The 13,759-nt window shown below is 70.2% G+C and carries 15 protein-coding genes; 1 reads left to right on the plus strand and 14 read right to left on the minus strand.

The features are described 5' to 3' along the window. Positions 1 to 42 precede the first annotated feature (42 nt). Positions 43 to 1,158: a PP2C family protein-serine/threonine phosphatase gene (locus ACTWQA_RS26960; RefSeq protein ID WP_443161857.1), complete on the plus strand. Its 1,116-nt coding sequence runs from the start codon at positions 43 to 45 to the stop codon at positions 1,156 to 1,158. Here ACTWQA_RS26960 and ACTWQA_RS26965 read toward each other — a convergent pair. From ACTWQA_RS26965 to ACTWQA_RS27030, 14 genes are read right to left on the minus strand one after another with little or no spacing between them, the layout of a single operon-like run. Then, positions 1,106 to 2,650: an MFS transporter gene (locus tag ACTWQA_RS26965; RefSeq protein WP_443161858.1), complete on the minus strand. Its 1,545-nt coding sequence runs from the start codon at positions 2,648 to 2,650 to the stop codon at positions 1,106 to 1,108. The two genes, ACTWQA_RS26960 and ACTWQA_RS26965, sit on opposite strands and share 53 nt — an antisense overlap. After that, the gene (locus ACTWQA_RS26970; protein WP_443161859.1) at positions 2,647 to 3,297 is read right to left on the minus strand and encodes an LppX_LprAFG lipoprotein; all 651 of its coding nucleotides are present in this window, start codon (positions 3,295 to 3,297) and stop codon (positions 2,647 to 2,649) included. The genes ACTWQA_RS26965 and ACTWQA_RS26970 overlap by 4 nt, the downstream gene beginning before the upstream one ends. 59 nt (positions 3,298 to 3,356) lie before the next feature. After that, positions 3,357 to 3,815, minus strand: a complete 459-nt coding sequence (locus ACTWQA_RS26975; RefSeq protein WP_327583042.1) for a MarR family winged helix-turn-helix transcriptional regulator — start codon at positions 3,813 to 3,815, stop codon at positions 3,357 to 3,359. A 40-nt stretch (positions 3,816 to 3,855) separates the two neighbouring features. After that, entirely contained in the window at positions 3,856 to 4,032 is a 177-nt protein-coding gene (locus tag ACTWQA_RS26980; protein WP_443161860.1) for a hypothetical protein, read from the minus strand. 4 nt (positions 4,033 to 4,036) lie between these two features. Next, positions 4,037 to 4,630: a 4'-phosphopantetheinyl transferase family protein gene (locus tag ACTWQA_RS26985; RefSeq protein WP_443161861.1), complete on the minus strand. Its 594-nt coding sequence runs from the start codon at positions 4,628 to 4,630 to the stop codon at positions 4,037 to 4,039. 17 nt (positions 4,631 to 4,647) lie between these two features. Next, positions 4,648 to 5,520 (minus strand): hypothetical protein, encoded by an 873-nt coding sequence (locus ACTWQA_RS26990; RefSeq protein ID WP_443161862.1) that lies wholly within the window; start codon positions 5,518 to 5,520, stop codon positions 4,648 to 4,650. Beyond that, the gene (locus ACTWQA_RS26995) at positions 5,517 to 6,896 is read right to left on the minus strand and encodes an MlaD family protein (protein ID WP_443161863.1); all 1,380 of its coding nucleotides are present in this window, start codon (positions 6,894 to 6,896) and stop codon (positions 5,517 to 5,519) included. Before ACTWQA_RS26995 ends, ACTWQA_RS26990 begins: the two co-directional genes overlap by 4 nt. After that, on the minus strand, positions 6,893 to 7,891 hold the full coding sequence (locus tag ACTWQA_RS27000) for an MCE family protein (protein ID WP_443161864.1): 999 nt from the start codon (positions 7,889 to 7,891) through the stop codon (positions 6,893 to 6,895). Before ACTWQA_RS27000 ends, ACTWQA_RS26995 begins: the two co-directional genes overlap by 4 nt. Further along, positions 7,888 to 8,913 carry an MCE family protein gene (locus ACTWQA_RS27005; protein WP_443161865.1) on the minus strand — a complete coding sequence of 342 codons (1,026 nt, stop codon included), beginning with the start codon at positions 8,911 to 8,913 and terminating at the stop codon, positions 7,888 to 7,890. Before ACTWQA_RS27005 ends, ACTWQA_RS27000 begins: the two co-directional genes overlap by 4 nt. Next, positions 8,910 to 9,935, minus strand: a complete 1,026-nt coding sequence (locus tag ACTWQA_RS27010; RefSeq protein WP_443161866.1) for an MlaD family protein — start codon at positions 9,933 to 9,935, stop codon at positions 8,910 to 8,912. The genes ACTWQA_RS27005 and ACTWQA_RS27010 overlap by 4 nt, the downstream gene beginning before the upstream one ends. Then, positions 9,935 to 10,972: an MCE family protein gene (locus ACTWQA_RS27015; RefSeq protein WP_443161867.1), complete on the minus strand. Its 1,038-nt coding sequence runs from the start codon at positions 10,970 to 10,972 to the stop codon at positions 9,935 to 9,937. The genes ACTWQA_RS27010 and ACTWQA_RS27015 overlap by 1 nt, the downstream gene beginning before the upstream one ends. A gap of 1 nt (position 10,973) precedes the next feature. After that, the gene (locus ACTWQA_RS27020; RefSeq protein ID WP_443161868.1) at positions 10,974 to 11,993 is read right to left on the minus strand and encodes an MCE family protein; all 1,020 of its coding nucleotides are present in this window, start codon (positions 11,991 to 11,993) and stop codon (positions 10,974 to 10,976) included. A 4-nt stretch (positions 11,994 to 11,997) separates the two neighbouring features. Beyond that, on the minus strand, positions 11,998 to 12,852 hold the full coding sequence (locus ACTWQA_RS27025) for an ABC transporter permease (RefSeq protein WP_305922127.1): 855 nt from the start codon (positions 12,850 to 12,852) through the stop codon (positions 11,998 to 12,000). Next, on the minus strand, positions 12,852 to 13,643 hold the full coding sequence (locus tag ACTWQA_RS27030; protein ID WP_327583034.1) for an MlaE family ABC transporter permease: 792 nt from the start codon (positions 13,641 to 13,643) through the stop codon (positions 12,852 to 12,854). The genes ACTWQA_RS27025 and ACTWQA_RS27030 overlap by 1 nt, the downstream gene beginning before the upstream one ends. Between the last annotated feature and the right edge of the window lie 116 nt (positions 13,644 to 13,759).

The raw sequence follows: 13,759 nt of genomic DNA on the forward strand, positions 1-13,759 counted from the left end.
ATTCACGTGGTGTTCCACCTCGGATGTGGGATCGGGGCGCGGATGGACCCACCCTCCTTCAGGTGGCCCCGGTACGTCTGGTTCATACCGGCTGCCCTGATCGTCATCGGCACCGTCCTGAATATTCTGTCTCCGCGCGACTACTGGGGCGACTACCAGCTGGGCGCCGCGGTCGTGCTGGCCGGAGCGCTGCTCTCGCTCCGGCACACGATCGCGGCCGGAGCGGCTCTTGTCCTGGTCGAGCTGGCACTGTTGATCAAGGACGGCTACTTCGGTCATACCGCCGGCACACTCTCACTGATCAACGCGGTGTTCACCGCGCTCGTCGGCCTCGGGGTGAACCGCGTGGTCGCTCGCCATGGGCGCCGGCTGGAAGCGGTGCGTTCCGTCGCCGAGGCCGCCCAGCGTGCCGTGCTGCCCGCTCCGCCGGCAGGCATCGGCCCGCTGGCGATCGCCGCCGTCTACAAGACCGCGCAGATCGAGGCCTTGATCGGCGGAGACGCGTACGCCGTGCAGGACACGCCGTACGGCACCAGGCTGCTGATCGCGGATGTGCGGGGCAAAGGCCTGGGCGCGGTCGGCACCGTGTCCGTCCTGCTGGGCGCGTTCCGGGAGGCGGCAGAGCGGGCACCCGACCTTGTGGTGCTGGCCGAGCGTATGGAGCGCGCCCTGGTCAGAGAGGCCTCGTCGCGCGAGGAGAGCCTGCGGATGGAAGGGTTCGTCACGGCGGTGCTCGGCGAGATCACCGCGGGCGCGGACCGCGTGCGGCTGCTGAACTGCGGCCACCCCTCGCCGTATCTCCTCCAGGGCGACACGGTGTCCTCGCTGGATCCGGACGAGCCGAGTCTTCCCCTGGGCATGAGCGGCCTGGGTGCGCCGCGGGCAGAGCCCGGGGAATGGCCGTTCCCGGCCGGGGCCACGCTCCTGCTGGTCACCGATGGAGTGACGGAGGCCCGAGACCGTTCAGGCACTTTCTACGAGCCGGCGAGCCGGCTCGCCGGGCGGGGCCCGTTCCGGAACCCGGACGAGGTGATCCAGGTCCTGGTCCGTGATGTCGAGCGCTGGACCGGCGGTCCGCGCGACGACGACATGGCGATTCTGGCGATCACCCGGAGCGGGGCATCAGCAGCGCGACGGCCGCACCCAGCAGGCAGATGAACGCCGTGACCAGGAACATCTCCGTGTACTCGGTGTGCAGCGCCGCCTGCACCTTCGCGGTGTACTCGGCCAGTTGCCGCTGGTACGTGGCCGCCTCCACGCCGAACGGGAGCGGCGTATCCAGCTGGGCGGTCAGCGACTGGAACCGGTAAAACCCCCACGCGGACACGGCCGCGATGCCGATCAGCATGCCCATCATCCTGGCCACCACGATCGCCGCCGACGCCACGCCGTGCTGGGCCGCCGGGCTCACCCGAAGCACCGCGGAGGACACCGGCGCGATGACCACGCCGAGGCCCAGCCCGGCCACCACCAGGTCGATGTCCATGACGAGCCCCGCGCCGGCCAGGTCGAGCGGCCAGCGGCTCATCAGCCAGTAGCCGGCCGCCGCCACCACCATGCCCGCCACCGCCACGGCCCGCTCGCCGAGCCTCCTGGCCAGGAGCCCGCCGAGCAGGGCGCCGACGGTCAGCGCGGCCAGGAACCTGGCCAGCACGAGCGCCGCGCCCAGCTCGTCCTTGCCCAGCAGCGTCTGGGCGGTGAACTGGACGAACACCATGGTGACCAGGAGCGCCGCGCCCGCCAGGAAGCTCACGCCGAGAGTGGCCAGCAGCGGTCCCTTGCGCGTGCCGGACAGGTCGAGGAGGCGTACGGGGGAGCGGATCTCCCACCAGACGAACACCCCGGCCGCCGCCGCCCCCGCCGCGATCATCGGCAGACCCCACGGCGGCAGGACGGCCGTGGCCGGATCGGGGTTGTAGAGCCCGATGACCAGGAGCGCGAGCGCCACCGCCAGCAGCGCCCCGCCCACGACATCGACCCGCCCGGCCGACGGTTGCGCCGCGCCGGTCGGGTCGAGCGGCGCGCCTGCCGCGCCGGGGGCGGCCGGCGCTGCCGGGCGGCCTGGCACCGTGAGCTGGACCGCCACCGCCGCCAGCGCCGCCAGCGGCACGTTGATCCAGAAGATGGCGTGCCAGCCACCCAGCTCCACTCCCACAAGCATGACGCTGGAAATCTGCGCCACCAACCCGCCGTACAGCGGCCCCAGCGCGCTCCCCAGCTCCTGGGCCGCCCCCACCGCCCCCAACGCCAGGGGCCGCTCGTGCTCGTCCCACAGGTCGCCGATGAGCGCCATGGTGATCGGCAGCAGCGCCCCGCCGGCCACGCCCTGCACGGTACGCCCCGCGACCACCATCACCTCACCCGCCGCCAGCGCCGTCAGCACCGACCCGACCGCGAACGCCGCCAGGCAGGCGTGGATGAGCGGCCGCCGCCCGTACCGGTCGGAGAGCCGGCCGAGCAGCGGCATCGCCGCCACGTACCCGAGCAGGAACCCGGTGACGATCGGCGTGGCCCGCTCCAGGTGGTTCAGCGGAACACCCACATCCCTGGCGATGTCGATGAGAACGGTCACCACCACGTACGCGTCGAGCGCGGCCAGCAGCACCACCGCGCCCCCGGCGCCGAGCGCGACCCGGCGGGCGGCCCTCATCCCGCGGCGGGCGGCGTGATCGTGACCGGTGCGTCGTAGTCGCTGAACGACACCGTCACCGTGCCGTCCTGCAACGGCAGGCTGGCCTTGGTGAGCCTGCTGGTGGCCTGGTCGACCCAGACCTTGCCGTTGACGCCCTGCGTGACGCCCGGGACGATCTGCCCGACCACCTGGCCGGGGAACGTCGTGGCGACGCGGTAGGAGCCGTCCTCCACCGCCTCGACCTTCGGGTCCGTGGCCGCGGACAGCAGCTGCGCGATGCCCTTGGTCGGCTCGAGGATGACCGACGGGTCGTAGAACTGCGCCAGCTGCTGCCTGGTCATCTTCTGGAAGCCGCCAGTCGGGCCCTTGAAGTGCACGGTCTCCCCGACCAGGGCGAAGGTGACCTCCTGCAGGTTGCCCAGAATGTCGATCGTGATCGTGCCATCGGCGTCACCGGCGGCGGTGAGCCTGCCGTCGGCCTTCTTGACCGGCACCTTCGGCTTGCCCTCAGTGGAGATCGAGAAGGTGGCCGACTTGACCGTCTTCATGGCCTCCGCGGCCTTCTTCATCAGGTCGGGACCGGTGGGCAGCTCGGCCCCGCCGCCGCCCGACGAGCACGCCGCCGCCAGCGCGAGAACGGCCACGATCAGTAGCTTTCTGAGCATGCCCGGATCGTAGCGAGCGCTTGGGAACGTCGTGCGGGGTCGCGGATATCGGTTGGGTGTCAGCGCAGCTTCTTGAGATGCTCGACGATCGGCGCGAACGCCGCCTCGATCGCGTTGAGCTGGTCGTCGGTGAGCCGGTCGACGAAGTGCTCGCGCACGCCGGCCACGTGGTCCGGCGCCACCCGCTGGATCGTCTCCCAGCCCTCGTCGGTCAGCACCGCGAAGGTGCCCCGCCGGTCGTCCCGGCAGTCCTCCCTGGTCACCAGGCCCTTGGCCTCCATGCGGGAGATCTGGTGCGACAGGCGGCTGCGTGACTGGATGGTCGCGTCCGCCAGGTCACTCATGCGCATGCGCCGGTCCTGGCTCTCGGACAGGTTGACGAGGATCTCGTAGTCGTTCAACGAGAGGGAATGCTCCTGCAGCTCGCGGTCGAGCCGGTGCATGAGCAGCTTGTGCAAGGCCAGATGCGTACGCCAGGCACGCTGTTCGGCGGGAGATAGCCAGCGAGGCGCGCTCATGATCTCCAATCTATCGCACGTCCCCGGCCTGGCCGTGGGCTCAGCTGAACTCCATGATGATCGCGAGCCCGACGAAGTGCACGACGACGATGATCACGATGAAGGAGACGAAGATGAACTTGGCCGGGCCGTGCTCGAAGGTCTTGCCCTCCTCGAGCGGCCGGCGCTTGGCCATGCGGTCGGCGATCCGCTCCTCGACCGATTTCTTGTAGAACATGCGGTCAGCCTATCCGCGGGATGGGCAGCCTCCTGACCGGGGCGTCCGCGATGACGGCCACCCTGATGTCCGGCTCGGCGCGCCATTCCAGCAGATGCCGGCCGTTCAGGTCGTCGCCGCCCGAGGCCAGCCGGTCGAGCGACAACTCGCCGCGTTTGATCAGCGCCTCCTTGCGCGTCCAGTGCTTGATCAGGTCGTCGTTCCCGATGACCAGCGCGCGTTCGCGGGCAGTGAGCACGCGCTCGGCCAGCATCTCGTCCAGCCGGCCCGCGGGCACCTGCTCGGCGTCCACGCCGACCTTCCCGGGACCGGCCGCGGCGCACACGTAGCCGCGGGTGTGGCTCAAGCTGATACCCAGCTCGGGGGCCTGTTCGAGGTACGGCCTGCCGTGCCCGGGGCCGTGCACCTCGCAGTGCTGCAGCAGCGTCAGCTCGGCGGGTTCGGCGCCGAGCGCTGCGCCGGCGCAGATCCGGGCCAGGAGGTGGGCGGCGACGAAGCCGGCGCGGTCCCGGGGGAACCTGAACTGGTCCGCCCGCTCCCGTTCCACGTCGGTGAGCCATGTTTCCGGCGCGCGCACCTCGTCCGGGTGGCCGCCCATCGCGACGGGGCCGATGGTCAGTCCTTCTTCTTCTGGTCGCCGCCGTCGAGGGTGTACTGATCCTCGGAGGCCGCGCCGAGCACGGTCACGTCGTGGACCTTCCAGGTGCCTTTATCCTTCACAAGAGCGATCTTAAGGTGCGAATCCTTCACTGAGCGGATCGCTTCGGAGGTGTTCACCTGCTGGTCGACCACGACGATGGCGTGCGCGGTGGCCTCGTCCACATCAGCCAGATACACCTCGCGCACGGTGGCCTGCGAGACGGCCTTGAGCTTCACGATGACCTGCGCCATCGCCCCGCCGAACGCCGTGTCGTACGTAGTCAGGAAGTCGCCCGTGGCCTGCGCGGTAAGGGTCGCCCGGGTGGTCTGGAGATCCCGGTAGTCGTAGCTGAGCAGGGCCTTGCTGAACGCGCTCGCCGCGCCCGACACCTCCAGGCGCAGCGCCCGCTCGGCCTCCAGCTTGGTCCGCGCGTCGTCGGCCTGAGCGGCGGCGACCCACTGCAGCACGGCGGTCGCCGCGACGGCGGCCACCAGCATGGCGGCCAGCGCCCCGACGAGGCGGGCACGGGTCACCCGCCCAATTCGCGGCCTGCCGTCCTTCCCGGCGACCGGCGCCGCACCGGCCGCCGCGGTGGAGGCGACGCCGTCCGGAATGTCGGCATCCGCCGCGGAGGAGGACGCCTCGGCGTCGGCCGTGGCCGAGCCGGTAGCACGGGTGCCGCCGCCGGGAGCGGCGGTCCCGTCCGCGCCGGCGGTCTCTGCGGCCCCGTCCGTGGCGGCCGTATCTGCGGCGCCCTCCATCGTGGCGGAGGTGGCGCTGTCGGGCATGTCGCCATCCGTCGTGGCGGAGGTGAACGCGGCGTCGGCGAGGTCCTGCTTGGGGGTCACGATGACTCCTCACGGCGGCGAGCGGCCCGGCCCGCCGCGGTCCAGCCCACGATGCCACCACATGCCACAACGGCGAGGAATATCGCGACAATCAGCGGGACGGGGTTCGGTGTGGTGCGGGACGACGCGGCGCCGGTGGCGGCCACGCCGCTGGGCGACGTCTTGGCGACGCGCTTGCTTTCCTTGGGCTCCTCGGTCTTCTTCGCCCCAGGCCCCGGGGATGCAGCGGCGTCCTGACGGGGGCCGGTGCCCCGGTCCGCGACGTCGTCGGCATCGGTGTCGTCGGCATCGGTGTCGTCGGGATCGGTGTCGGCGGGATCGGGCACGGCCGGCCGATCGGGGCACGCACGCAGGCGGGGCACCTTGGGCGGGCCGATCGCCCCCGCGTACTCCTCGGCAGGCGTCGGCCCGCCCGGCACGCTGAACACGAACGCCGCCTTGGCGTAGACGGTGCCGTCGCGCCGGTCGCTGACGTCGTCGGTCAGGCTCAGCGCGGTCGGCACGATGCTGAGCAGGTGGTGCACGTTCCGCCCGGTCTCCGCCGAGAACGCCGGCCGGTGCGGCAGCCCCGCCGCCGTCAGCAGGCACGAGAACCCGGGCCGGGACGTCCTGACCGCCGCGTCGAGCCGCGCGAACACCCCGGGCCCCTGGTCGAGGATGGTGTTCAGGTCGGTACGTGAGGCGCGCAGCGTCGCCGTCACCGTGCTCAGGTCCGTGATCCCGGACGCCAGCTGCTCCCTCTTGCCCGCCAGCGTGTGCGTCAGCTGCGTGAGCTGCACCGACAGATCGTCGAGGACGTCGGCGTTGTCGGCGAGGGTGTCGGTCAGGGAATGGGCGTCGTCGATGAGGCTCCTGATCGCCGGCGCCCGGCCGTCCAGCGCCACAGCCAGCTCATGGGTGATCGTCTTGGCGTCCCGGGGCGGCACCGCGTTCAGGAGCTTGCCGACGCCCTCGAACAACTTCTTGTAGTCGAGCGGGACGGTCGTCTTGGTGAGCGGGATCGTGTCCCCGGCCGCGAGTGACGGCCCTGCGACACCGGTGGCCGGCGGTGAGAGCTCCACGTACGGCTCCCCGATGGCGGACTTGCGCCGCACCTCGGCCGTCACGCCCTTCGGCAGCCGGATCTCCTTGTCGATGTCCAGACCGACGACGATCCTGCCGGGGGCCAGGCCCACATCGCCGATCTTGCCGACGCGTACCCCCAGATAGGCCACATCGAAGCCGCGCACCAGACCGGGGGAGGAGAGGAACTCCGCCGACACCCGGTACGGCCGCTCGATCGCGTCGAGCCGGATGATCGTGCTGAACGCCCAGATCGTCATCACGATCCCGAGCGCCGCGAAGAACCCCAAATTCAGATAAATCCGGTTTCTCATCGCGGCGGCTCCAGCAGCAGGCGGAAGTCCTCGACCAGGTTCGGCCGCGGCCCCTCGGCGGACCTCTGGGGCAGCAGCACACCCTTCAGCCAGACGTAGATCAGCACCTGGCCGTTGGCCGTGATCGGCGGCGCGTCGAGGAACGTCTGGATCTTGGCCACCAGCGCCTTCAGATCCTCCTTGCCCCGCTGGATGGAGGACGAGATGGCCTGAAGCTCGCGCAGCAGGGTACGCAGCCGCGCCGCGTGCCGCGGGTACACGGTGAGGTTGGCCTCCCTGGCCAGGTTCGTCAGCGCGACGATGGTCTTCTTGATGTGCTTGCGCCCGTGCGCGAGCCGCGAGGTGGCAGCGGCGAGCGTGCCCGGCAGCCGGTCCAGCTCGTTGCTGCCCGCCGCGAGGTCGTCGCCCAGCTTCGCCAGCGCGTCGATAGTGGTGGCCAGGTCGGCGCGGGCCGCGGAGTAGGCGTCGGTGACCTCGGCCGTCTGCTTGATCAGCTTGTTGACCTCGTCGCCCTGCCCGGCGAACGCGGTCGAGGCGGCGTCCAGGATGGCGTTGACGTCCTGCGCGCCGAGCGCCTCGATGAGCGGCCCCGCCTTGGCGGTGACCTGCTCGATGTCCGGCTCGACCGACGTGTCGGCGATCGTGGCCCCGTTGGCCAGGTACGGGCCCGTGGACAGGTCCTTGCCCTTCGGCGGGGTGAGCAGCACGTAGTTCTCGCCCAGGACCGACGTCTTGGCCACGGTCGCCGTGCTGCCCTGGGGCAACCGGTGCTCCGACTTGACCGACATCGTCACCTTGGCCCGGTAGCCCTGCAGGCGGATCTCGGTGACCGTGCCGACCCGCACGTCCGCGATCTGCACGCTGTGCCCGGCCACCAGGCTCTGCACGTCGTCGAAGACCGCGTACAGCGTGAGGTCGCCCGTGGTGGCGCCGAGCGTCTGCAGCGAGCACGACGTGGTGACGGCCAGTGCGAGCGCCGCGGCGAAGAGCCTCACTGCCGCCTCCCCTGCCGCTCGAAGGGACAGTTGCTCAGCCGGCCGGGCAGGCACGGCACCCTCCCCAGGTTCAGCGCCTCGAACAGCGGCGTCAGCCACGCCTTCGTCATCGCGTTCAGCACGACGCGGATCTTCAGCACGTGCTGCTTCCTGTCCCAGGCGTCGATGATCACGTCGGCGAAGTCGGCCGCGCCCTTGACCGCCTGCGCCATGGACGCGCTGTTGGCCCGGACCGTCAGCACCAGCTCGGCCAGCGTCCCGGCGGCCTGCGGCAGCCGTTCCGCGTACTGCTCGATGATCACGTCGCCGCGCCGGACGAACTCGGCCATGCCGGTGACGAAGCCGCGCAGCCGCCGCCGCTCCTCGGCCAGGATCGCGCTGGCCTCGGAGAAGGAGTCGATCGCGCCGGTCACCTGGCTCTCGCGCTCGTTGAGCGTGGTGGCCAGCCGGTTCAGCCCTTTGGCCAGGTCGATGAGCTGCTGGTCCTGCTTGGCCAGAGTGCCGGTGAGCTCGGCGGTGTCGGCGATCGCGTTGTTGATCGTCTTGCCGCGGCCCCTGACCCCGTCGGCCAGGTCCCCGGCCACGTCGCCCAGCTTGTCGTCGTCCAGCGCGTCGGTCAGCTTGGTGAACGCGTCGAGCGCGTCGTCGATCTCCACCGGCAGGTCGGTGCGCTCCAGCGGGATGGTCGTCCCAGGCGCGATCTTCGCATCTCCCGGCTTCCACGGCGGGTAGAGCACGACGTTGCGCTCGCCCAGGGTGTTCTGCGGCGCGACCACGGCCTTCACCTCGGCCGGGAGCGGCACGTCCCGGTCCACCCGCAGCCCGACCCGGACCTTGTCGCCCTCGATGCGGATGCTGTCCACGTACCCGGCGTCGAGGCCCATCACCTTGATCCGCGCCTCCTCGTACAAGGAGGGCGCCTTGCTGAAGATCGCCACCAGCCGGTACGGCTCCGCCCCCAGCACGGAGCACCCGGACGCCAGGAACACCCAGGCGACCAGCACCGCTGTCAGCCGCCTCATCGGTCGTTCCTCCTGTCCTTGGTGATGGCGGTGAGCACCTCCGGGTTGATGGGGCCGAGGCCCGTGGCTATGGCCTCGAGCCACGGGCCCTGACCGCCCATCGTGGACAGGCCGGAGAACGTCGGGCCCGCCCATGCCAGGAGCGAATTGAGCTGCTCGTTGCCGTCGCTGAGCCGGGTGGTGATGGCCGCGTTGTCGTCGAGGACCTGGATGAGCGACCGCTCGTGCTCGCTGATCAGCCGGGTGGTGCTCCGCACCAGGTCGCTGCCGTCACCGAGCAGGACGCGGAGCTCGTTCCTGCGTTTGCGCAGCTCGTTCAGCATGATCTCGATGCCGTCGATGAGCCGGACGAGCTGCTTGTCCTTCTTCTCCAGCAGTTCCATGATCGTGGTGCCGTGGTCGAGCAGCCGCTGCAGCTGGGGCTCGCTCTTGCTGATCGTGTCCGACAGGTCGCCGATGTTCTTCATCAGCCGGGTGATGCGGCCGCGTTTGGCGAGGTCGACCTTGCCGAGCTCGGTGAGCAGGTCGTCCACCGCCTCCGTGTCCAGGCGCTCGACCAGGCGGGTCGCGTCCTTGATGGCGTCGTTGATCAGCGTGGGCACGCCGGTGCGGTCCATGGGGATGCGCCGCCGGGCCTCGGGCAGCTGGTCCATGTACGGGGCCGACACCGCGCCGGTGAGCTTGACGTAGCGGCCGCCGAGCAGGTTCGACAGGGCGATGTCGGCGCGGGTGCCGCGGCCGAGGCGCACGCCGTCGTCGACCCGCCAGGTGACGATCACCTGGCCCTGCGCGTAATCAGGGCGCACCTCGGTGACCTCGCCGACGCGTACCCCGGCGACCCTCACGTCGTTGCCGGTGCGCACGCCGCCGGAGTCGGCGAACACGCCCGACATCGTGTAGCCGCCCTCGAGCAGGCCGAGGTTGCCGACCAGGAACGTGGCGGCCAGGATGACGGCGAGCGTGGCCATCGACACCAGGCCGACGGCGTATTTGTTGCGATCCCTGAAGGATTTGAGCGCCATCAGCCACCCACCATGAGCTTCTGGAGGTCCTGGGAGCTCTGCACCCGGGTGTTGCGCAGCGGTGGCGGCGTCTGCATCCCGTACGGGCACGGCGCCGGGGTCAGCGCCAGGCAGGGGACCGCGGTGATGAAGTAGTGGCCGCGGTTGACGGTGGCGTAGCCGCGCGCCAACGACGGCTGCAGCGTGCCGACCGCTTTGTCGATCTTGCCGATGTTCCGCCGGATGCCGCCGGTCAGCCCGGTCAGGTTGTCGACCAGAGCACCGAGCTCGCCGGCGTTCTTGCCGAGCACCTCGTTCTGGGTGTGGATCGTGGTGGACAGCTCCACCAGCGAGTCGTCGATCAGCTTGCGGTTGCCGGCGAAGGCGTCCGACAACACGACCAGATTGTCGATGAGCTGCTCGATCTGCTTGTCCCGCCGCGCGACCACGCCGGTCACGGTGGCGTAGTCCTCCAGCAGCTGCTCGATGGTCTTCTTGCGTTCGTTGACGGTCGTGGTGATGGCGTTGACGTTGTCGAGCAGCCGCGGGATGTTGTGCTGGTTGCCTTTGAGCGCCTTGGCGGCGGCGGTGAGCAGCTGGTTGATCTGCTCGGGATCCAGGCTGCGGGTCAGCGGGCCGAGGTCGCTGACCAGCTCGCCGATGTCCACCACCGATGAGGTGCGGGCGATGCGGCCGCCGGGCGGCAGCTTGCCGGGGGCGGTACCGGGCATCAGGTAGACGACGCGCTGGCCGACGGCGTTGCGCCAGCGGATGGCGGCCTCGGTGTCGGCCGGCACGGTGACCGCGTCCTGCACCTCCAAGGTCACTTCCGCCCGCCCGTCGACGACTCTGATGCCGGAGACCTGGCCGACGGGCGCTCCGGCGATCTTGACCTGGTCGCCCTCGGTCAGCCCGGACACGTCGTCGAACGTGGCGACGAGCCGGTAGCCGCCGCCGGTGCCGACCCGCTCGATCTGCACGCTGATCAGCACGATCAGCGTCATGGTCAGCCCGATGAACAGCGCGAACCTGGCGAACAACCATCCCCGGCGGGCCATGTCAGCGCCTCCCGTCGGTGGGTCCGCAGGAGCCGACGATCAGCTCGCAGATGTCGGTCGCGAGGAACGCCTCGACCTGCAGCTGGCGGGTGTCGCCTGGGCCCTGGGCCTCGATGAGCTCGTTCAGCAGGTCGACGAGCCGGTTGACGCCGCGGATGCCGTCGCCGGCCAGGCCGAGCTGGGCGTAGATGAGCGCGGCCACCCGCTCGCCCGAGTGCACCCCGGCCCGCAGGTTCTGGCGGTGCTTGCGCAGGCCGTGTGCCGCCTGGCCGGAGACGGAGGTGACCTCGTCGAGCAGGACGCGTACCTTGTCGGCGCGCTTGAGCAGATCGGGGGTGATGACGTTGACGTCGGAGGAGATGGAGACGAGCTCGTCGCCCTTGTCCGACAGTGCCGTGCCGAGCGCGGCGGTGTCGTGCAGGAACTGCCTGGCCCGCCCGCGGTGCCGGTGCGCGACGGCGATGACGGTGCCGGCGTCGCCGATCAGCTCGCGCAGGTGCTTGCCCTTGCCGTCGAGCCCCTTGGCGATGGTGTGCACGATCACGGTGACCTCGCGCGGGTCGACGGCGTCCAGGCCGCGGTAGGCGGCGCCGAGCGTGTCGGATAGGTCCAGCGGCCCTTCGGTGTCGGTGATGACGGCGCCACTGGCCAGGTAGGGGCCGGTGGTCTCGCCCGTGCCGGGCGTGAGCGCGAGGAACTTCGGGCCGAACACCGATGACGGCTCGATGGAGGCGACCGCGGTCTGGGGCACCTTGACGCCGGGCTCGATGTGCATGGTCACCACCGCCCGGCCCTTGGCGTCGAGCGACACGGCCGTCACGTCCCCGACCGTGATGCCGCGGATCTTGACGGGCGAGTTGGTGTCGAGGCCCTGCCCCGACCGGGCGAAGACGGCGTCGATCCGGGTCCCGCTGATCTGGGTGGCGGTGCGGATGACGTACACGGTGGCCGCCGCCAGCACAGCGAGCATGACGAAGGCGATGCCCACCCGGGCGGCGAGGGAGAGTTCGAATCGGGCCACCGGCTCACCCCGTCAGCGGTATGTTGCCGCCGCCGCCCCAGAACAGGTACGACAACAGCAGGTTGAGCAGCACGATCGTGACGATCGACTGGCGGATGGCGCGGCCCGCCGCCACTCCCACGCCCACGGGGCCGCCGGTGGCGTAGAAACCGTGGTAGCAATGGATCACGATGACCGCGAAGGCGAACACGCCCACCTTGGCGACGCTGAACACGATGTCGCTGACCGGCAGGTAGAGGTAGAAGTAGTAGTCGTAGACGCCGGGCGCCAGCCCGAACAACACCGTGCACATCAGCCGCGTGGCGAAGAAGCTGGCGAACAACGCGATGAGGTAGATCGGCATGAGCGCCAGCAGCGCCGCCACGACCCGGGTGCAGATCAGGTAGGTGAAGGCGTTGATGCCCATCACCTCCAGCGCGTCGATCTCCTCCGAGATCCGCATCGCGCCCAGCTCCGCCGTGAACGAGGAGCCGACCTGCGCCGCCAGCGCCGTCGCCGCGATGATCGGGGTGATCTCGCGGACGTTGGCGAAGCTGCCCACCAGGCCCATGAACGACTCCGCGCCGATCGCCTGCAGCCCCTGGTAGCCCTGCAGGCCGACGGTCGCGCCCACGACGAACGCCATCGTGAACACCACGAAGATCATGCCGCCGCCGATGACGGTCGCGCCGACGCCCACGACGACGTCGCTGACCTGCCGTAAGACGACCTTGATGTAGCGCAGCCGCAGCACGACGTCGCGGACGGAGTAGTACAGGACCTTCCACACGAACAGCGGCCAGTCGGCCAGCGTTGCGAACCGCTCGGCGAGATCCCGCCCCCGGAGGGCGAGTCGGAGGCCGGCCGTCCGCGTCACCATCAGAGCGACCTCGGCGGGTAGGCCAGGAAGTAGACCGCGGAGATCACGTAGTTGAACGTGAACACCAGCATGAACGTCACCACGGTCGACTGGTTGACCGCCCGCCCCACCCCGACCGGGCTGGTCGCGCAGGTCATGCCCTTGTAGCAGGCGACCGCCGCCGCGATGAACCCGAAGATCCACGCCTTGAACAGCGTGACATACAGGTCCGAGGCGACCACCAGGGACAGCGCGCCGTCGAAGTAGGCGCCCGGCGTGACGCCCTGCACGACCACGTTGAAGAAGTAGCCGCCGCTCGCGCCCGCCAGGATGACCAGCGGGCACAGGCACACCGCGATCGTGCTGGCCGCCCACATGCGCGGCGTGACCAGGCGATGGATCGGGTTGACCGACATGACCTCCATCGCGGACAACTCATCGCGGATGTGGCGCGCGCCGATGTCGGAGGTCATGGCGCTGCCGCCGGCCCCGGCGATCAGCAACGCGCTGGCCAGCGGCGCCACCTCGCGGATCAGGCCGACGAAGACGGCGCTGCCGGTGGCCGAGCCCGCGCCGAGCTGCCAGGCCAGCTCGCCCACCTGCAGCGCCACGGTGGCGCCCAGCGGAAGGGAGACGAGCAGGACGGGCACGCTGGTGACGCGGGCCAGGAACCAGCACTGGTCGACGAACTCCCACCACCAGCTCTTGACGTCCCAGCTGCGGCGCAGCCCCTCCAGGGCGATGACGAACAGGTCACCGACCTGCCCGAGCACCGACCCGGCCTTGCGTCCGACGAATCCGGACAAGGCCATGAGCTGACCACCTCCGCCGCCTACGGATCAGTCACCCTACTGACGGGTTTTCTAGTAGTCGACGCTTTCTGGCGAATTTGAGGAAAAGGTATGAGACCCAGCTCACACCTTGTCAG

It is taken from the genome of Nonomuraea sp. 10N515B (genome assembly GCF_052245915.1).
Classification (GTDB): Bacteria; Actinomycetota; Actinomycetes; order Streptosporangiales; family Streptosporangiaceae; genus Nonomuraea.